The organism is Cryobacterium sp. PH29-G1, from assembly GCF_030063365.1.
Lineage (GTDB): Bacteria > Actinomycetota > Actinomycetes > Actinomycetales > Microbacteriaceae > Cryobacterium.
On record NZ_JASISY010000001.1, the window covers coordinates 97,460 to 115,691 of the forward strand.

The 18,232-nt window shown below is 63.9% G+C and carries 19 protein-coding genes; 17 read left to right on the forward strand and 2 right to left on the reverse strand.

The window, feature by feature from the left end; genetic code table 11:
- Positions 1 to 77 precede the first annotated feature (77 nt).
- The 3 genes from secY (at position 78) to map (ending at position 2,970) form a co-directional block, all read left to right on the forward strand.
- Positions 78 to 1,400: a preprotein translocase subunit SecY gene (gene secY / locus QMK22_RS00465; RefSeq protein WP_283495664.1), complete on the forward strand. Its 1,323-nt coding sequence runs from the start codon at positions 78 to 80 to the stop codon at positions 1,398 to 1,400.
- Positions 1,397 to 1,993 carry an adenylate kinase gene (locus QMK22_RS00470; RefSeq protein WP_283495665.1) on the forward strand — a complete coding sequence of 199 codons (597 nt, stop codon included), beginning with the start codon at positions 1,397 to 1,399 and terminating at the stop codon, positions 1,991 to 1,993. The genes secY and QMK22_RS00470 overlap by 4 nt, the downstream gene beginning before the upstream one ends.
- A 194-nt stretch (positions 1,994 to 2,187) precedes the next feature.
- On the forward strand, positions 2,188 to 2,970 hold the full coding sequence (map, locus tag QMK22_RS00475) for a type I methionyl aminopeptidase (protein WP_502856863.1): 783 nt from the start codon (positions 2,188 to 2,190) through the stop codon (positions 2,968 to 2,970).
- Positions 2,971 to 2,984: 14 nt separating this feature from the next.
- Here the strand turns inward: map and QMK22_RS00480 are convergent, their stop codons facing one another.
- Positions 2,985 to 4,910, reverse strand: a complete 1,926-nt coding sequence (locus QMK22_RS00480; protein ID WP_283495667.1) for a BglG family transcription antiterminator — start codon at positions 4,908 to 4,910, stop codon at positions 2,985 to 2,987.
- 225 nt (positions 4,911 to 5,135) lie between these two features.
- Between QMK22_RS00480 and QMK22_RS00485 the strand changes: the two genes are divergently transcribed.
- From QMK22_RS00485 to QMK22_RS00550, 14 genes are all read left to right on the forward strand, one after another.
- Positions 5,136 to 5,468, forward strand: coding sequence for a PTS sugar transporter subunit IIB (locus QMK22_RS00485; RefSeq protein ID WP_283495668.1), 333 nt, complete (start codon positions 5,136 to 5,138; stop codon positions 5,466 to 5,468).
- Positions 5,461 to 5,727 carry an HPr family phosphocarrier protein gene (locus QMK22_RS00490; protein ID WP_283495669.1) on the forward strand — a complete coding sequence of 89 codons (267 nt, stop codon included), beginning with the start codon at positions 5,461 to 5,463 and terminating at the stop codon, positions 5,725 to 5,727. The genes QMK22_RS00485 and QMK22_RS00490 overlap by 8 nt, the downstream gene beginning before the upstream one ends.
- A gap of 44 nt (positions 5,728 to 5,771) precedes the next feature.
- The gene (ptsP, locus tag QMK22_RS00495; protein WP_283495670.1) at positions 5,772 to 7,475 is read left to right on the forward strand and encodes a phosphoenolpyruvate--protein phosphotransferase; all 1,704 of its coding nucleotides are present in this window, start codon (positions 5,772 to 5,774) and stop codon (positions 7,473 to 7,475) included.
- A gap of 47 nt (positions 7,476 to 7,522) precedes the next feature.
- On the forward strand, positions 7,523 to 9,022 hold the full coding sequence (locus tag QMK22_RS00500) for a PTS mannitol transporter subunit IIBC (RefSeq protein ID WP_283495671.1): 1,500 nt from the start codon (positions 7,523 to 7,525) through the stop codon (positions 9,020 to 9,022).
- On the forward strand, positions 9,019 to 9,456 hold the full coding sequence (locus QMK22_RS00505) for a PTS mannitol transporter subunit IIA (protein ID WP_283495672.1): 438 nt from the start codon (positions 9,019 to 9,021) through the stop codon (positions 9,454 to 9,456). The genes QMK22_RS00500 and QMK22_RS00505 overlap by 4 nt, the downstream gene beginning before the upstream one ends.
- Positions 9,453 to 10,601 (forward strand): mannitol-1-phosphate 5-dehydrogenase, encoded by a 1,149-nt coding sequence (locus QMK22_RS00510; RefSeq protein ID WP_283495673.1) that lies wholly within the window; start codon positions 9,453 to 9,455, stop codon positions 10,599 to 10,601. Before QMK22_RS00505 ends, QMK22_RS00510 begins: the two co-directional genes overlap by 4 nt.
- A gap of 124 nt (positions 10,602 to 10,725) precedes the next feature.
- Complete coding sequence (gene infA / locus QMK22_RS00515) at positions 10,726 to 10,947, forward strand: translation initiation factor IF-1 (RefSeq protein ID WP_035834638.1); 222 nt, start codon at positions 10,726 to 10,728, stop codon at positions 10,945 to 10,947.
- Between the two features lie 103 nt (positions 10,948 to 11,050).
- Positions 11,051 to 11,164 (forward strand): 50S ribosomal protein L36, encoded by a 114-nt coding sequence (gene rpmJ, locus QMK22_RS00520; RefSeq protein ID WP_035834639.1) that lies wholly within the window; start codon positions 11,051 to 11,053, stop codon positions 11,162 to 11,164.
- A gap of 159 nt (positions 11,165 to 11,323) precedes the next feature.
- A complete protein-coding gene (gene rpsM / locus QMK22_RS00525; RefSeq protein ID WP_092449488.1) occupies positions 11,324 to 11,698 on the forward strand; it encodes a 30S ribosomal protein S13 in 375 nt (124 codons plus the stop codon).
- Between the two features lie 45 nt (positions 11,699 to 11,743).
- Positions 11,744 to 12,142 (forward strand): 30S ribosomal protein S11, encoded by a 399-nt coding sequence (gene rpsK, locus QMK22_RS00530; RefSeq protein ID WP_092107270.1) that lies wholly within the window; start codon positions 11,744 to 11,746, stop codon positions 12,140 to 12,142.
- A gap of 135 nt (positions 12,143 to 12,277) precedes the next feature.
- Entirely contained in the window at positions 12,278 to 13,267 is a 990-nt protein-coding gene (locus QMK22_RS00535; protein ID WP_283495674.1) for a DNA-directed RNA polymerase subunit alpha, read from the forward strand.
- Positions 13,268 to 13,317: 50 nt separating this feature from the next.
- Complete coding sequence (rplQ, locus tag QMK22_RS00540) at positions 13,318 to 13,860, forward strand: 50S ribosomal protein L17 (RefSeq protein ID WP_283495675.1); 543 nt, start codon at positions 13,318 to 13,320, stop codon at positions 13,858 to 13,860.
- Between the two features lie 236 nt (positions 13,861 to 14,096).
- Positions 14,097 to 15,065 (forward strand): GNAT family N-acetyltransferase, encoded by a 969-nt coding sequence (locus tag QMK22_RS00545; protein WP_283495676.1) that lies wholly within the window; start codon positions 14,097 to 14,099, stop codon positions 15,063 to 15,065.
- 70 nt (positions 15,066 to 15,135) lie between these two features.
- On the forward strand, positions 15,136 to 16,179 hold the full coding sequence (locus QMK22_RS00550) for a GNAT family N-acetyltransferase (RefSeq protein WP_283495677.1): 1,044 nt from the start codon (positions 15,136 to 15,138) through the stop codon (positions 16,177 to 16,179).
- 27 nt (positions 16,180 to 16,206) lie between these two features.
- On the opposite strand, the gene QMK22_RS00555 is transcribed toward QMK22_RS00550, so the two are convergent.
- The gene (locus QMK22_RS00555; protein WP_283495678.1) at positions 16,207 to 18,171 is read right to left on the reverse strand and encodes an acyltransferase family protein; all 1,965 of its coding nucleotides are present in this window, start codon (positions 18,169 to 18,171) and stop codon (positions 16,207 to 16,209) included.
- Between the last annotated feature and the right edge of the window lie 61 nt (positions 18,172 to 18,232).

The window sequence follows — 18,232 nt, forward strand, 5'->3', positions numbered from 1 at the left end:
ACAAGCTCGATCGCTTTAAGCTGATCATTTCGACTCGATCTGCCCATGTCGATCTGCGTAAATATCTGGAGGCCTTTTTGTTTAGCGCCATTGCGCGGATCTTCCGCACACCCGACCTTCGGAAGAAGATCGGTTTCACCCTGGGCATCATTGCTCTGTTCCGGTTGGGCTCGTTCATTCCTGCCCCGTTCGTGGACTTCGGCAACGTGCAGCTGTGTCTGGCAGCCAACCAGGGCACGAGCGGCCTCTACGAGCTCGTGAACCTCTTCAGTGGTGGCGCCCTGCTCCAGCTGAGCGTGTTCGCCCTCGGCATCATGCCGTACATCACGGCATCGATCATCGTGCAGTTGCTGCGCGTGGTCATCCCTCACTTCGACACCCTCTATAAGGAGGGTGCGTCCGGTCAGAGCACACTGACCCAGTACACGCGGTACCTCACCATCGCGCTGGGCATTCTGCAGTCCACCACGCTCATCACGGTGGCCCGCAGCGGCGCGCTGTTCGGCACGTCGGCGAGCACCGAGTGCACGCAGCTGATCACCAACGATGCCTGGTACGCCATCATGCTCATGGTCATCACCATGACCGCCGGTACCGGCGTCATCATGTGGATGGGTGAGCTCGTCACCGAGCGCGGTGTCGGCAACGGCATGTCGCTCATGATCTTCGTCTCCATTGCCGCCTTGTTCCCGGGCTCGCTGAGCGCAATCGGCCAGCAGCAGGGCTTCGACACCCTCGTGATCGTGCTGATCGTCGGGATATTGGTGGTCGCCGGCGTGGTCTTCGTGGAGCAATCGCAACGAAGAATTCCGGTGCAGTACGCCAAACGTATGGTTGGGCGCCGCACCTACGGTGGCAACAACACCTACATCCCGATCAAGGTCAACATGGCCGGCGTGATCCCCGTGATCTTCGCCTCCTCGCTGCTGTACCTGCCGGCCCTGCTGGCCCAGTTCAACCAGCCGGCCGCCGGGCAGGAAGCCCCGGCCTGGGTCGTCTGGATCTCCAATAACCTCACCGGCGGCGACCAGCCGCTGTACATGGCGATGTACTTCCTGCTGATCATCGGTTTCACCTACTTCTACGTGGCCATCACGTTCAACCCCGAAGAAGTTGCCGACAACATGAAGAAGTACGGCGGGTTCATTCCCGGCATCCGTGCCGGTCGTCCGACCGCCGAGTACCTCGACTTCGTGCTGACCCGCATCACTCTCCCCGGCTCGATCTACCTGGGCCTGATCGCGCTGATCCCGCTCATCGCCTTCTCGTTCATCGGTGCCGACCAGAACTTCCCCTTCGGCGGTGCGAGTATTCTCATCGTCGTCGGCGTGGGGCTCGAGACGGTCAAGCAGATCGACTCGCAATTGCAACAGCGACACTACGAGGGGCTTCTTAAATGACGCGCTTACTTCTGATCGGCCCGCCCGGCGCGGGCAAAGGCACCCAGGCCGAGCGCCTGGCGCTGGCGTTCAACGTTCCGGCCATCTCCACCGGCGACATCTTTCGCTACAACGTGACCAACAACACCCCATTGGGGCTCGAGGTCAAGTCGTTCATGGATGCCGGCGCCTACGTGCCGGACACCCTCACCAACGCGATTGTTGCGGACCGTTTGAAAGAAGCGGATGCCGCGAACGGCTTTCTGCTCGATGGCTACCCGCGCACCACGGATCAGGTTGCTGAATTGGACCGTCTGCTGATCGCCGAAGGAACCCAGCTCGACGTCGTCGTGCTGATCACCGCCGACACCGACGAGGTTGTCGCCCGGTTGCTGAAGCGGGCCGCCGAGCAGGGCCGAGCTGATGACACGGCCGAGGTCATCCGACACCGTCTCGACGTCTATGCCGAACAGACCGCACCGCTCATCGACGTGTACAGCGCACGGGGCTTGGTCGTGACAATCGACGGCCTCGGTGCCGTTGAAGTTGTCACCGACCGTATTCTCGCCGCGCTGACCGACCGTGGCCTGCGCGCCGGAACATCCGCTCTCTGAATTGATCGAACTGATCGGCCAAGCACCACCGGGCACGACCAATGGGCCGGGCCTCTCAAGGCCCGGCCCATTGGTGTGCCCGGCTCCCCAAAAACCACGTACGTAAAATATCGCTCCCCTGTTCGGAGCTAGTTTGTAGGAAATCCGTGAGTCTTCGACGTTCCATCTACAAGAATCCGGCCCAGTTGCGCCTCATGGTGGCACCCGGTCTGGCCACCGCTGCATCGCTCAAGGCGGCTCGCGTCGCCATGGTGATCGGCGCTACGACCCTCGATCTCGACGCTGCCGCGGAGGCTGCGATCGTGGCACTCGGCGGCAAGCCCAACTTCAAGCTTGAAGACGGGTACCACCACACCGTGTGTGCGTCCGTGAACGACGACGTCGTGCACGGCATCCCTTCCGGTCGTCGCCTCGGCGCCGGAGATATCGTCTCGATCGACAGCGGGGCGATCATCGAAGGCTGGAACGGCGATGCCGCGTTCAGCTTCGTGCTGCCCGACGCTTCGCGACCCGAGGTAGTGGCCGAACGTCAGAAACTCTCCGACGTGACCGAGCAGTCGCTGTGGCACGGTATCGCGCGTCTCAACACGGCGCGGCACCTCAATGAGGTCGGCGAGGCCATCGAGGACTATGTGGAGTCGCAGGGCACCTACGGGATTCTCACCGATTATGTCGGCCACGGGATCGGTCGTTCCATGCACGAGGCTCCGCCGGTGTTCAACTATCGGGTGCGCCAGAAGGGCCCCGACGTGAAGCCGGGCCTCGTCGTCGCCATTGAGCCGATGGTGGTACTCGGATCAATCGACACCTACACCCGCGACGACGACTGGACCGTCGCAACCAGCGACGGCAAAGCCGCCGCGCACTGGGAACACAGCATCGCCGTGCACAAGGACGGCATCTGGGTACTCACCGCCGAAGACGGCGGAGCGGCCGGCCTGGCACAGTTCGGCATCGTTCCCGTTCCCATCCCGTAGCGGGCCAGGCGACGCTATTTGTCCATCAGCTGAACGAGGCCGTCGATGAACGAGCGGAAGTCGACGGAGCGCCTGATCAGCTGTTGGACATCGGTGCGTTCGATGAATACCTCGACGAACTGGTCGAAGACGGACTGAAACGACGAACGGCCTGCGGCGCTGAACGCGATGAGCGCCACCACCGTGACCCGGCTGTCGCCCCAGTCCATTGGGGAATCGTTCACCACAATGGCGATGGTCGTGCGCAGCGCGGTCATCGCCATGGCGTGGGGCACCGCGAGGTTGTCGGTGAAGGCGGTCGACGACATCCGTTCGCGTTCCAGCACTCCGTCAACGTGGGCCTGGTCGATGACGCCGTGCCGCACCATCCGTTCGCCCAGCTCACGAATCATGGTCTCTTCGTCGGTGACGTAGAAGTTGCGCAGAAACAGCGACTCATCGAAGAACTGCAGCAGGTCGTCTTTGATTTGGGCGCGGCGACGGAGCCGTCGAACCCGGATGGCGGCCTGCCGGATGCGATCAATGTCGCCCTCGGTCAGGAAGGGCTGAATGACGATGACACCATCGGCCGGCATCGGCGGGTCAATGGTCGTGAGCACGAGATCGGCGCTGAGCTCATCCCAGTGCACGTCGCTGCGGGTGATCTGCGCCACCACGGTGAGGTCGTCGCCGAGTACGCGCTCAATGCGCTCCCGCAGCTGCAGGTGCATAGTGTAGTAATTCGGGCACACGATCACGCAGGTGACCCGCTCCACGGCCTGGGCTTGCTGCTCCAGGAGCGACCCCACATGCATGGCGATGTAGGCGATCTCATCGTCATTGACCACGATTTGTTCGTGGCGTTGCAGCTCGCTCGCGATGAAAACGGCGAGTTCGTAGGTCATCGGATACGACGTCTTGATCGACCGGGTGAGTGGATTGCGGGAGTACTCGCGCAGCTGCGCACGGTCGATCAGATTGCGCACGTGCAGGGTGAGGCGGGTGATGAAGTCATCGTCGGCCAGATCAACGAGATACTCCTCGCTGGCCTGACTGACGATCTGACGCACGACGGCGAGGTCATCGGGGCGGGCGAAGGTTGTGGTCAGCACCTGCGCCGGCTGGGCGTTTCCGGGCGTCACGACCCGCGTCTTGAGCAGGGCCACGAGGTACGCGATGTCGCGTGCGTCGAGCACAACGGAAAAATGGGTGGCGATGAGCGTTGCCAGCGCTGAGTTCATGTCCGAGCTGATGGGCGAGGCGTCGGGGGAGTCGAGCGCCGCGTCGGCGGCGGCGCGTTTTCCCACACGATCGACAGCAATGGCCACGTGCAACAGCACGTTGTTGGTGCCGAATTCGTTGACAAAGTAGCCCTGGGCGTCGAGCATCGCAATGAGGTCGGTCTTGAACGCCTCGAGGCTTTCGGAAGCGAACTCACGCTGAATCGCGGCCAATTCCAGCAGCCCGCGCTTGCTCTCGTCTCGGAACATGCGGCTGAGCAGTCGCCGCCGGTCTGTCTCAGAACCGACGAGCGAAACGACGCTGCCCTGCCGGGAGAGGGACAGGCCGGAATCGGGCAGCATGGAGCGAACGCGCCCTAAATCGGCTTCCGTCGTCGAATCACTGACAAACATATCGGCCGCGAGTTCGTACACGTCGAGACCGCCGGAACCATCGGTGAGGCGCCGAACGAGCTGGTACAGACGGTTCTGCGGGGTATCCGCGTCGACGGGATGCAGCGGCTGCACCGTGCTGAACGCGGCGTAAGCATCACGGTTGAGCCGATAGCCCGCCGGGCCCGACTCGATCAACGGCAGCGGATGCGCCGCAGCCTTGACGTTGGTGACATAGCTGCGTACGCTGCGTGGCGTGACGCCGAGCATATCGGCGAGCTCGCCGGCCGTCACCCAGCTGGGAGCGCGCAACAGGTAGTCGAGCATGCGCGTCTGCTTGCTACTCATGGTTTACAGCCATCCCGTGCCGGCTCGACGTGCCGCCACGTCGTGCGCCGGTAATTCGTGCTGTTTCCATGCCAATGATCGTAGTCAAGATTTGTGGGTGGCTTGCGGTCCCGCACCCGAGTGCGACAGCTTTTTCCGGGGGAGCGGAAAAGTGTCTGGTGGCCGTTGAAACGCCCGGCGGGCACACTGGGAGAAGCCTAGAGTGAGCCGAGAAAGGGCGAATCAATGAGGATTCACGTTGTCTGCGGTGCCGGTGCGTCGAGTACCTTCGTCGCCCTGCGCGTACGCCGCAGCGCCGCCGGGCGCGGCCTCGATGTTCGAGTGACGGCCGGAAGTGAATTCGATCTCGTCGACACCCTGTCGGTGACCGATGTGCTCCTCGTCGGCCCGCACCTCGCCGAACGGTTCGACGCGATCCAGCTCCAGGCTGGCCTCGTCGGCGTGCGTGCCCGGCTCCTTCCCGCTTCTGTTTTTACCGCTCGCGACGGCGAGGCAGCCCTTGACCTCGCACTGGACAACGACCTAACGAAAACAACGAAAGGCTCCGCACATGCTTGAACGAACTGTCACCATCGGTTCCACCCACGGGCTGCACGCTCGCCCGGCCAAGCTGTTCAGCCAGGCGGTTGGCGCCTCGGGTCTTCCCGTGACCATCACCAAGACCGGCGGGAAGCCCGTCAACGCGGCCAGCATCCTCGGCGTCATCTCGCTCGGCATCAACCACGGCGATGAAGTCACCCTGGCGACGGAGGGCGACAACGCAGAGACAGTGCTGGACACCCTCGTTGATCTGCTGTTGACCGACCACGACGAGTAGACCGCCATGTCAGTGACGGACGCCGCGAACAAGAAGGAGCTGTGATGGTACTGCACAATAGCTTGCCGGAGACTAGCGAGCGCCCTGAAGAAATGCCCGGCATCGGAATCGGCCAGGGCATAGCCATCGGGCCTGTTATTCGGATGCCCGATCCGCTGCCGGAACCGGCCGAAACAGCCAGTGTTCTCGCCGTGGACGCCGAGGGCGTTCGGGCCGCCGAGGCGATGACCTGGGTCGCTGCCGATCTGCTCGCCCGCGGCGAGAAGGCCGGGGGAGCAGCTCGTGAGGTGCTCGAAGCGCAGTCGATGATGGCGGAAGACCCCACGGTGTCCGAAGACGTTTCGGTACGGTTGCAACGCGGTGTGACCGCCGAACGCGCGGTCTTCGAGGCGTTTGCGGGGTTCCGTGAGATGCTCACCGATCTGGGCGGCTACATGGCCGAACGCGCGGCCGACCTCGACGATGTGTCCCTGCGAGTAATCGCACGGCTGTCCGGCCTGCCTGCCCCCGGAGTGCCGGATCCGGACTATCCGTTTATTCTCGTGGCCCAGGATCTGGCCCCGGCCGATACCGCACTGCTGAACCTCGACAAGGTGCTCGGCCTCATCACCCGCGACGGCGGCCCCACCTCGCACACCGCTATTCTGGCGCGCGAGAAGTCGATCGTGGCGATCGTCGGCACCCCCGACGCTGCCCGACTCCGCGACGGTGACGAGGTGATCGTCGACGCTGCGAATGGCGTCGTCGTGCGCAAGCCGACGACCGCGCAGAAGGGGGAAGCTCAGGCCCGGATCGCCGCTCGGGCCGCCTTGGCTCAGGCGCCGATCGGACCGGGTCGGCTCAAAGACGGCACACCGATGCCGCTGCTGGCCAACCTCGGTTCGGCCGACGGTGCCGCGAAGGCTGCAGCGCTCGGCGCCGAGGGCGTTGGCCTGTTTCGCACGGAGTTCTTGTTTCTCGACTCCGCCCTGGCACCCACGATTGTGGAGCAGCAAGAACAGTACGAACGCATGCTGCACGCTTTTCCCGGTAAGAAGGTCGTGGTGCGTGCCCTCGACGCCGGTGCCGACAAGCCGCTGGCCTTCCTGAACGATACGCACGAAGAGAACCCAGCGCTCGGCCTGCGCGGATTGCGCGCGCTGCGCGCCTCCGAAGACATCCTGCGCGAGCAGCTCACCGCCCTCGCCAATGCCGACGCCGCAACGGATGCCGACGTGTGGGTGATGGCGCCGATGGTGGCGACCGTTGAGGAGACCGAGTATTTCGTGGCGCTGTCACGCGAGCTCGGGTTGAAGACGGCGGGCGTCATGGTGGAGGTACCCTCCGCGGCGCTGCTCGCCCACCACATCCTGCAGCACGCGGACTTCGCCTCGATCGGTACCAACGATCTCACCCAGTACACGATGGCTGCCGACCGTATGCTCGGCAGCGTCGCAGCACTTCAAGATCCGTGGCACCCTGCAGTGCTACGCCTGGTCGCCGAGGTGGGCACAGCCGGCCGCGCCCTCGGTAAACCCGTTGGGGTGTGCGGCGAGGCTGCGGCCGACCCATTACTGGCCGTGGTGCTCGTGGGCCTTGGCGCGACGAGTCTGTCGATGTCTGCTGCGGCCCTCGCCGAGGTGCGCACCACCCTGGCCAACTTCACCCTGGAACAGGCCCGGCGCCTCGCTGAGCTGGCGCTCGCGGCAGCAGACGCGGCATCCGCTCGTCGCGCCGTCGCTGCCCAGGCCGCCGAATACCTGACCTGATTTTCCCTTCCCGAACCCCTTGTACCACCCCCTAGAAAGGTACTGAAATGACGACGACGTCAGCCCCAACCAAGCGACCGGGCACTCGCGTGCACGTGCAGCGCTTTGGAACATTCCTGAGCGGCATGATCATGCCCAACATCGCGGCCTTTATCGCGTGGGGGCTCATCACCGCTTTCTTCATCCCCACCGGATGGACCCCGAACGAAACGGTCGCCGCCATGGTCGACCCGATGATCTTGTACCTGCTGCCCTTGCTGATCGCCAATACCGGTGGCCGGATGATCTACGACACTCGAGGCGGCGTGATCGCCACGATCGCCACGATGGGTGTCATCGTCGGTAGTTCAATTCCCATGTTCATCGGCGCCATGATCGTCGGCCCGCTGTCCGCCTATCTGCTCAAGAAGCTTGATGGCCTGTGGGCCGGCAAGGTCAAGCCCGGCTTCGAGATGCTGATCGACAACTTCTCGGCCGGAATCCTCGGCGCCCTTCTGGCCCTGGGCGCATTCTTTGGAATCGCTCCGGTGGTGACAGGTTTCAGTTCGGCGCTTGAATCCGGCGTCAACTGGCTCGTCGCCAACAACCTGCTGCCGCTCGCGAGCATCCTGGTTGAGCCCGGCAAGGTATTGTTCCTGAACAACGCCATCAACCACGGCGTGTTCACCCCGATCGGTGTGCAGCAGGTTGCCGAATCCGGCAAGTCCCTGCTCTTCCTGATCGAAGCGAACCCCGGCCCCGGCCTCGGTATCCTGCTGGCCTTCACCTTCTTCGGAGTCGGTCTCGCCAAGGCCAGCGCACCGGGCGCCATCATCATCCAGTTCCTCGGTGGTATCCACGAGATCTACTTCCCCTACGTGCTGATGAAGCCGTTGCTCATTCTCGCCGCGATCGGTGGCGGCATGACCGGTGTGGCGATCAACGTCGCCTTCCAGACCGGACTGCGCGCCCCCGCCTCACCGGGCAGCATCTTCGCCGTGCTGATTCAGACCTCGTCGGACAGCTATGTCGGTGTGATCCTCTCCGTGATCGGTGCCGCGACCGTGTCGTTCCTCATCGCCGCGGTCATTCTGCGGGCCAGCCGCAAGCGTGACCTCGAAGACCTCGCCGAGGGCGACGACGAACTCGCCGCTGCCGTAGCCCGGACCGAAGCCAACAAGGGCAAGTCCAGCAGCATTCTCGGCGGCCTCGCCGGTGCCGGTGTCGGAACAGGTGCAGGTGTGGGTGCAGCAAGCTCCGCCCGTCCGCTGCACAACATCGTGTTCGCCTGTGACGCCGGGATGGGGTCCAGCGCGATGGGTGCATCCGTTCTGCGCAACAAGATCAAGAAGGCCGGCATCGAGGGGGTCACGGTGGTCAACCAGTCCATTGCCAACCTCGACGGCAGCGCCGACCTCGTGATCACCCACCAGGACCTGACGGACCGGGCCCGCGCCAAGTCCCCGGACTCCCAGCACGTGTCGGTGGATAATTTTATGAACAGCCCGAAGTACGACGAAGTCGTCAGCCTGCTGGAATCCCAGAAAAATGAAGGAGTCATTTCATGAGCCAAATTCTCGAACCGCGAAATGTGATCGCGACCGGAACCGCCCGCACCCGCGATGACGCGATTCGCGAGGCCGGTGCACTGCTCGTGACCTCCGGCGCGGTCAACGACGACTACGTGGCGTCTATGTTCGAACGGGAAGCATCCGTTTCAACCTACATGGGCAACGGGCTGGCTATTCCGCACGGCACGAACGACGCCAAAGAGTCGATCCTGCGCTCGGCGCTCTCGCTCGTGCGATACGAAGAGCCGATCGACTGGAACGGCCAGCCGGTGCGGTTCGCCGTGGCGATCGCCGGACTGAACAACGAGCACCTCGAGATCCTCTCGAAGATCGCCATCGTGTTTTCCGACGAAGACGAGGTGCAGAAGCTCATCGATGCCGGCACGGCTGAAGACATCTTCCGCCTGCTTGAGGAGGTCAACGCAGAATGAAAGCAATTCACTTCGGCGCGGGCAACATCGGACGCGGTTTCGTCGGACTCCTGCTGCATGAGGCCGGGTACGAAGTTGTCTTCGCCGATGTGAATTCCGCCCTCATCGACGCGCTGCACGCCGCCGACAGCTATGAGGTGCACGAGAAGGGGGAGGGAGCCCTACAGCACGTTGTGAAGGGCTTTCGCGCCATCAACAGTGCCACCGACACCGAGGCTCTGATCGAGGAGATCGCAACCGCCGACGTCGTCACGACGGCCGTCGGACCGAACATTCTCAAGTTTGTGGCCCCGGTTATCGCGGCCGGCCTGGCCCGGCGCTCGCCGTCGCGGTCTCCACTGGCCGTGATGGCGTGCGAGAACGCCATCAATGCCACTGATCTGCTCGCCGAACACGTGCACAGCAACGTGACCGGTGCCGACTGGCCCGCGCTTTCGGCGCGGGCCGCGTTCGCCAACACGGCCGTCGACCGGATCGTGCCGAATCAGGCAGCGGATGCCGGCCTCACGGTGACGGTGGAGGCATTCTACGAGTGGGTCATTGAGCGCGGTGCGTTCGGCCATGAGATTCCGGAAATTCCCGGCGCGACCTTTGTGGACAACCTTGAGCCCTATATCGAGCGCAAGCTGTTCACCGTCAATACCGGGCATGCGACCATCGCCTATTTCGGCAGCCAAGCCGGAGTGACCACCATCGCCGAGGCGCTCGACGTGCCCGCGGTGGTGGCCGCCGCCCGCCGGGTGCTCGAAGAAACGTCAGCGCTGCTCGTGAACAAGCACGGGCTCGACGAAGATGCCCAGCGCGCCTACCGGGAGAAGATCCTGGTTCGATTCAGCAACCCCGCCCTGCTCGACACCGTCGAGCGGGTAGGACGGCAGCCGCTGCGCAAACTGAGCCGCAACGAGCGCTTCATCGGCCCGGCAGCGGAGATCGCCGAGTCGGGCGTGAAACCCGTGGCATTGCTGGAAGCCATCGGTGCCGCGCTGCGTTTTTCGGTCGCGGCCGATGAGCAGAGCGTTGAGCTGCACCGGATGCTGCGGGCGGAGAGCGCGGAGCACGTCGTGCAGCAGGTCTGCGGGCTTGATCAGGCGCATCCGCTCTACCCGGACGTGGTCCTGGAGGTGCGCCGAGTTCAAGGATTATAGGGCTGAATTGCCAAAAGGCAATCTCATACCATAAGATTGATCCTTGGTGTCTGGTGTCGTCTTTGTGGCGTGTCTGACATCAATCCCGCATGACCAGCAATCAATACAGAGCGACAGTGAGGGTATGGCCAAAAAAGACGGTGTCATCGAAATTGAGGGCGCGGTAGTCGAAGCTCTGCCCAACGCGATGTTTCGCGTTGAGCTGTCAAACGGCCATCGAGTTCTTGCCCACATCTCGGGCAAGATGCGTCAGCACTACATCCGCATCCTCCCAGAGGACCGCGTGATCGTCGAGCTGAGCCCGTACGACCTGACCCGCGGCCGGATCGTCTACCGCTACAAGTAACGACTGCTGTAAGTAACGGCCGATTTCGACCCGGTTCCTGAGCTAGTCGAAGGACAATCCAGTCGGGTATCGGCACGAAGACAGCGAATAAGAAGGAATCACCATGAAGGTCAAGCCCAGCGTCAAAAAGATCTGTGACAAGTGCAAGGTCATCCGCCGTAACGGCAACGTGATGGTCATCTGCGAGAACCCGCGTCACAAGCAGCGCCAGGGTTAAATCCTGAAGCGATTCGTCGCCTCGAGATTTATCTGAAGCACCACGTAGCGCACTAGCTGCGAACAAATAGCAGTTCCGGGAGCCCGTGAGGGTGACACCATCGGTTGGAGGCCGGTGTACAGGAGCTGTTACAGACCTCCATCACTAACAGGAGACACAATGGCACGTCTAGCCGGCGTCGACATCCCGCGCGATAAGCGCGTGGAAGTTGCATTGACTTACATTTACGGTGTTGGCCGTACGAGGGCCCTCAAGACCCTCGCCGACACTGGAATCGACGGAAACATCCGCGTCAAGGATTTGAGCGACGACCAGCTCGTCCTTCTCCGCGACTACGTCGAGGGAACCTTCAAGGTTGAGGGTGACCTCCGCCGTGAGGTTGCCGCTGACATCCGCCGCAAGGTTGAAATTGGCAGCTACGAGGGCATCCGCCACCGCAAGGGCCTGCCCGTTCGCGGTCAGCGCACCAAGACCAACGCTCGCACCCGCAAGGGCCCGAAGCGCACCGTAGCCGGCAAGAAGAAGGCGCGCTAGGCCCCGGCCTAGCCCGCTAACGCCTTTAGGATTCAGGAGAAATTCATGGCACAACCCAAGTCGGCCGTACGGAAGCCGCGTAAGAAAGAAAAGAAGAACGTTGCTGTGGGCCAGGCCCACATCAAGAGCACCTTCAACAACACGATCGTGTCGATCACCGACACGACCGGAGCCGTCATCAGCTGGGCCTCGTCGGGCCAGGTTGGTTTCAAGGGTTCGCGCAAGTCGACCCCCTTCGCCGCACAGCTGGCCGCCGAATCGGCCGCACGCCAGGCGCAGGAACACGGCATGAAGAAGGTTGACGTCTTCGTCAAGGGACCCGGCTCAGGCCGCGAAACCGCGATCCGTTCCCTGCAGGCCGCTGGCCTCGAGGTCGGTTCGATCAACGACGTGACGCCCCAGGCTCACAACGGATGCCGTCCGCCGAAGCGCCGCCGCGTCTAAAGCACTCTGTCGTTCGTGTTGTGGCCGGCGTGACTCGTCGCGCCGGCCACAACGCGACGTTTCTTTTCTTTCACTTTTCACTCTCTCGTCATTGCAAGTGTCATATAGCGGACACTTAGCCGAAAGGAATCAACAGTGCTTATTGCACAGCGTCCAACGCTCACCGAAGAGAACATCTCGGAGTTCCGTTCACGGTTCATCATCGAGCCGCTTGAGCCTGGCTTCGGCTACACCCTCGGCAACTCGCTTCGCCGTACCCTGCTCTCCTCGATCCCGGGCGCTGCTGTAACCAGCATCCGTATCGACGGCGTGCTGCACGAGTTCAGCACCGTTCCCGGGGTGAAGGAAGATGTCACCGAGATCATCCTGAACATCAAGGGACTCGTTGTCTCGAGCGAGCACGACGAGCCCATCACCGCGTACCTGCGCAAGCAGGGTTCCGGCCAGGTTACCGCCGCTGACATTTCGGCTCCGGCCGGCGTCGAGGTGCACAACCCGGAACTGGTTATCGCAACCCTCAACGACAAGGCGAAGTTCGAACTCGAACTGACCATTGAGCGTGGCCGTGGTTACGTGTCCAGTGCCCAGAACCGCAACGAGTTCTCCGAGGCCGGCCAGATTCCGGTCGACTCGATCTACTCGCCCGTGCTCAAGGTGACCTACCGCGTCGAGGCAACTCGTGCCGGTGAGCGCACTGACTTCGACCGCCTCGTCGTTGACGTGGAGACCAAGTCGGCTATCTCTCCTCGCGACGCCATCGCATCCTCTGGTCGCACCCTGACCGAGCTGTTCGGGCTGGCCCGCGAGCTCAACACCGCCGCCGAGGGCATCGAGATCGGCCCCGCGCCGGTTGACGCTGTGCTTTCGACCGAGCTTTCGGTTCCGATCGAAGACCTCGACCTGTCGGTGCGCTCGTACAACTGCCTCAAGCGCGAAGGCATCAACAACGTCAGCGAACTGGTCGCCCTCTCGGAGACCCAGCTGATGAACATCCGCAACTTCGGGCAGAAGTCGGTTGACGAAGTAAAGGACAAGCTCGTTGAGCTTGGCCTGTCACTGAAGGATTCGGTTCCCGGATTCGACGGCGCGCACTTCTACAGCGGCTACGAAGAAGAGACCATCTAAGGCTCGCGCTTCAACGCTGCCTTTCGATTTTTTGATACTGGAGATTACCAATGCCTAAGCCCACAAAGGGCCCCCGTCTCGGTGGCGGCCCGGCGCACGAGCGCCTCATGCTTGCGAACCTGGCCTCGGCCCTGTTCACACACAAGTCGATTAAGACGACCGAGACCCGTGCCAAGCGCCTGCGTCCGCTCGCCGAGCGCATGGTGCAGTTCGCCAAGCGCGGCGACCTGCACGCGCGTCGTCGCGTTCTCGCGACGATCACCGACAAGACCGTTGTGCACGAGCTGTTCACGGTCATCGCCCCGCAGGTCAACGAGCGTCAGGGCGGTTACACCCGCATCACGAAGCTCGGTTTCCGCAAGGGTGACAACGCTTCGATGGTGCAGATGGAGCTCGTTCTCGAGCCCCTGACCCCCAAGGTCAAGCGCTCCAAGACCGCGACCGTTGCCGCGACCCCGGTCGGGTCCGAGAACGTCGTTGTCGAAGAGGTCGTTGTTGAGGACGTCGTCGTTGACGGCGATGTCGTCGAGGAGACCGTCGTGGTTGAAGACGTAGTCGTCGAAGACGCTGCGGTCGAGGCCGACACCAAGTAGCACCAGCACGTGAAGGAGGGGGCCAACAATGTTGGTCCCCTTTTTGCGTCCCCGCGTCTCCGCGTCTCCGCGTCCCCGTCCCGCGAAAGCGGGAAAAGTGTTGCTTGAGCTCCTCTGAGGCAACGATTTTTCCGCTTTCGCGTGAAGGATAGGGTTGGGGGATGGATGGACACGAGGCTTCGTTAGCACAACGAGTGGGGATCGTTGCGGCTCCGGTGGTACCGTCGCACCCCGACGTGCCCACATGGCGCCCCGCGACGACCGGCGATATCGACGGCATCTGGAAGCTGCGCTCCGCTATGGGCGCAGTGGACCACCCCAACTACGTGACGGCGCGCGGCGCGATCGCCGCCGACTTCGGCTACTCGCACTTTCACCCGGAGCTCGACTCGCTCGTCGGACTCGACGCGACCGGCCGCATTGTCGCCGTCGGCATGGTGATGTTTCCGCCCCGACAGGTCAGTCTCGTGCGCTCGATGCCCATCGGTGGGGTCGATCCGGCGCTGCGCGGCCGCGGCATCGGGCGTCAACTGCTGGGCTGGCAGCTGGCTCGGGCGAAGCAGCAGTTGGCGTCGTCGTCCAAGACCTTGCCCGGTTGGATCCTCAGCTACGCCGACGAACGCTCCCCACAAAACGCTGCCCTGTTCGAGCACGCCGGCTTGCGCCTGGCACGATACTTCCTCACCCTGGAACGGCCGCTGGATGCGCCGGTGCGCGCTATCGACGCGGCCGATGGCATCCGCATCGCCGAGTACACCCCGGCGGTCTCGGCGGCGGTGCATCGCACCCGAGACGACGCTTTCATGGACCACTGGGGGAGCCAGCCGATGAGCGACGAAAACTGGAACGCCTTCGTTAGTGGGCAATGGTTTCGCCCCGACCTGTCATTTGTGGCGTTCGGCACCGACGACGCCGGCAAAGAAGAGGTCGTTGGCTTCGTGTTATCGACGGCCAACGAGAACGTCTGGGCCACCCAGGGGTTCACCGGCAGCTACATCGACCTCGTCGGCGTGTTGAGCGGATGGCGCGGTCGCCACATCGCCCAGTCGCTACTGGCCGCCCAGCTCGCTGCCGGGCAGGCTCTCGGCCACGAGAAAGTGGTACTGGCGGTCGATTCCGACAGTCCCACCGGCGCCCTCGGTCTGTACACCGGGATGGGCTTTGTGCCCACCCACCGCAAGATGGCGTACTCGCTCACGTTTTAGTAGGCGTCAGCGCCGACGAACCGTGGATCTGGCACTGGCTCGGTGGGGGATGGCGTGGATAGGCTGAAGTATGACCGAACCCACGATTCCCCTCTCGGAGCGGGTGACCGCTTCGGCGCTGCTGCCGGTTCCCGAGCACGCCGATGTTGCCGTGTGGCGTGCCGCAACGGCCGCCGATGTCGACGCCATCTGGGAGCTCGAGCAAGCGATCGGTCGCGCCGACCATCCCAACTACGTGGTGGAGCGGGATGAGGTCAGTGAGGCGTTCGACGTATCGTTCGTTAGTGCCGAGGCCGACACGCTGGTCGGCTTCGACGCTGGGGGCCGCATGGTTGCTCACGGCGTCGTGGAATTGGCGCCGGGCCAGGTGACTCTGGTCAAGTCCACCGTCAGCGGCGGAGTACTGCCCGAGCTGCGCGGCCTTGGGATCGGGCGCACCCTGCTGAACTGGCAAATGGCCAGGGCCCGCCAGCAGCTGGCGACGTCCAGCAAGCTGCTGCCCGGCTGGATCGGGGCGTTCTGCGACGAGCGCGCCCCGCAGAACGGCCGCCTCTACGAGCGGTTCGGCCTGGTCTGCACGCGATACTTTCTGTCCCTGGAACGCCGCCTCGCCGATCCGATTCGCGAGTTTGAGCTGGCCGACGGCCTCCGGGTGGCACCGTACACGGCAGAGCTCTCCGCCGGCGTGCATGCTGCCAGGGATGCCGCGTTCATGGACCACTGGTCGAGCCAGCCCGTGCCCGACGAAGTCTGGAACGCCTACGTCGCCGGTGCAACCTTCGCCCCGGAGCTGTCGTTCGTCGCGCTCGGCACACAGCCCGACGGCAGCGAGCAGGTCGTCGGCTTCATCATGTCGAGCGTGAACGAGCAGAACTGGGCGGCGGCCGGCTACAGCAGCAGCTATATCGGCCTGGTCGGCGTGCTCAGCGCCTGGCGCGGCCGCCGCATCGCGCAAGCGCTGTTGGCCGCGCAGCTCGCGGCCAGCCGGACCGCCGGGCATGAACGTGCCACCCTCGACGTGGACTCGGCGAGCCCGACCGGCGCACTCGGTCTCTACACGGGGATGGGCTTTTTTGCCACGAACCGTGAGCTCGCCTACGTGCTGGAGTTCTGAGTCAGCGCCGGGGCTCCACCGAGTGCGTCAGCGAAACGGCGGGGGGCGGGGCGCGTCGGGCTCCCGCAGTAACCAGCTGTGCTCCGGCAACGGCGGCAGGGCAGCCAGACGATCGACGGCGCCGCGCACCTCGTCCGCGTAGAGCTGCCCGCCCGTGGGGCCCGGGTGCACGTGATCGCCGGCCAGCAGGTCGAGTCGGCCCGCGATGGTGTCGTGCCAATTCGCGAGTTCGACGCGGCGATTACCCGCCGCGAAATCGGCGAGCGTCGCATTGACGCCGTCGGTCCAATCCCGCTCGGCATAGGCGTTGACCAGTACAAGTTGGCGGTCGGGCCCCAGAATGCGCAGAATTTGCGTGAGCTCGTCAGCGGTGATGGGTCCGTTGGTACCGAGCCCGACCACGACGACCGGATGCAGTTGTCCGGCCGATTTCAGCGCCGTCAATACGTCATCGGCGGAATACATGCCGCGTGAGACCGAGGCATCCACCGTCATTCCCACAAAGGTGGCCTGCAATTCCGGCGCCGAGGCGAGCATGACCGAGTCACCGATGGCGGTGACCGGGCCGTCGGCGAGGGCTGGTGCCGCCGAGGCCTGGCGGGCCGCCTCGGCCAGGGCGCGAGCGCTCGCGCGGGCCGCGGCATCCATTGCCCGCTGGCCACGCTCGATGCGCAACTGGGCCGACGTTTGGGCCGGAGCGGCGACGACGGCGGCCGTAGTGCCGCCAACGAGAAGCATGGACAGCGTGGCAGACGCGGCGATGAGCCGACGCCGACGCGTGGGCCCGGTCCAGAGCGCACCGATCTGACGGATGCTGTCGCGCACACCGAAGCGCCGGATCGGCAGCTCCAGCCACCGATACGACACCCCGGCCAGACCGAGCGTGATCACCAGGGAGAGCACCCCGATCGGCAGCAGTCCGTCGCTGGGAGATGCGACCGGCCAGAGCAATTGCACCAGGACGAGCACCGGCCAGTGCCACAGATAGATTCCGTAGGAACGCTCACCGATGTAGCGCAGCGGGGTCGCGTCGAGCAGTTGTCCGAACCGGCCGCCGCGCACCCCCGCCCAGATTGCCACCGCGGTGGCCAGGCTCACGACGACGAGTCCGCCCCGAAAAGTCACGGTGCCGTCTTCGGGCAGCCAGAGCGCGCCGGCGATGATGACGAGCACGGCCGCGACACCCAGCCACGGGCGCGCTCGGGGCAACTCGTTGCGCTGCCCGCTCGGGCGACGAAGCAGCAGGGCCAGTGCCGCGCCGGCGAATAGCCCGAAACTGTGCGTGTCTGAGCCGTAGTAGACCCGGGTCGGATCGGCGCCGGGCTGGTAGAGCACGCCCATCCATAGCGCCGAGGCAACGAAGAGGGCGGTGACCAGGGCCAGACGCAGCCGGGGGCGGCGAATCACCAACACGGCCAACAGGAGCAACGGCCAGATGAGGTAGAACTGCTCTTCCACCGCGAGCGACCACAGGTTGCGCAGCAACTCGGGCTCGTTGACGCTGAAATAGCTCGCGTCGTTGGCGATGGACACCCAGTTGTAGCCAAAGGTCAGGGCTCCCAGCAGCTGGGCGCCGAGACCGACCAGCACGTCCCCGCCAATGAGAAACGCAATGGTGCAGCTGATCAGAATCACCGGAATGAGTGGGGGTACCAGGCGGCGGGCGCGGCGCTGCCAGAATCGGCGAAGCGAAATACGCCCGGTGCGGGTGTGTTCGGAGATGAGAAGCCCGGTGATCAGAAAGCCGCTGATCACGAAGAAGACGTCGACGCCGATGAAACCACCGGGAAGCAGATCCGGAAAGAAATGATAGAGCACCACGGCGATCACGGCGAGGGCACGCAGGCCGTCCAGTCCGGACAGTCGGCCGCTCCGGGGCGTCACGGTGTGGGCGTTGCTCGGGCCCAACACCGGGGTGTTCACCGGCCCGATGAGGGCAGCGGTCAACCGAGTTCTCCCGGTAAACGGGAGCGACAGGGGGGAACGAGTCATGGGAAACACGAGATTTCTTTGGCACTCACAATGGGGGTGGACCAAGGGCCGGTTTCAACGA

Coding starts and splice junctions, on each gene's coding strand:
- QMK22_RS00470 (WP_283495665.1), top strand. CDS start 1,397: ATGACGCGCTTACTTCTGATCGGCCCGCCCGGCGCGGGCAAAGGCACC.
- map (WP_502856863.1), top strand. CDS start 2,188: ATGGTGGCACCCGGTCTGGCCACCGCTGCATCGCTCAAGGCGGCTCGC.
- QMK22_RS00480 (WP_283495667.1), bottom strand. CDS start 4,910: ATGAGTAGCAAGCAGACGCGCATGCTCGACTACCTGTTGCGCGCTCCC.
- QMK22_RS00485 (WP_283495668.1), top strand. CDS start 5,136: ATGAGGATTCACGTTGTCTGCGGTGCCGGTGCGTCGAGTACCTTCGTC.
- QMK22_RS00490 (WP_283495669.1), top strand. CDS start 5,461: ATGCTTGAACGAACTGTCACCATCGGTTCCACCCACGGGCTGCACGCT.
- ptsP (WP_283495670.1), top strand. CDS start 5,772: ATGGTACTGCACAATAGCTTGCCGGAGACTAGCGAGCGCCCTGAAGAA.
- QMK22_RS00500 (WP_283495671.1), top strand. CDS start 7,523: ATGACGACGACGTCAGCCCCAACCAAGCGACCGGGCACTCGCGTGCAC.
- QMK22_RS00505 (WP_283495672.1), top strand. CDS start 9,019: ATGAGCCAAATTCTCGAACCGCGAAATGTGATCGCGACCGGAACCGCC.
- QMK22_RS00510 (WP_283495673.1), top strand. CDS start 9,453: ATGAAAGCAATTCACTTCGGCGCGGGCAACATCGGACGCGGTTTCGTC.
- infA (WP_035834638.1), top strand. CDS start 10,726: ATGGCCAAAAAAGACGGTGTCATCGAAATTGAGGGCGCGGTAGTCGAA.
- rpmJ (WP_035834639.1), top strand. CDS start 11,051: ATGAAGGTCAAGCCCAGCGTCAAAAAGATCTGTGACAAGTGCAAGGTC.
- rpsM (WP_092449488.1), top strand. CDS start 11,324: ATGGCACGTCTAGCCGGCGTCGACATCCCGCGCGATAAGCGCGTGGAA.
- rpsK (WP_092107270.1), top strand. CDS start 11,744: ATGGCACAACCCAAGTCGGCCGTACGGAAGCCGCGTAAGAAAGAAAAG.
- rplQ (WP_283495675.1), top strand. CDS start 13,318: ATGCCTAAGCCCACAAAGGGCCCCCGTCTCGGTGGCGGCCCGGCGCAC.
- QMK22_RS00550 (WP_283495677.1), top strand. CDS start 15,136: ATGACCGAACCCACGATTCCCCTCTCGGAGCGGGTGACCGCTTCGGCG.
- QMK22_RS00555 (WP_283495678.1), bottom strand. CDS start 18,171: ATGACTCGTTCCCCCCTGTCGCTCCCGTTTACCGGGAGAACTCGGTTG.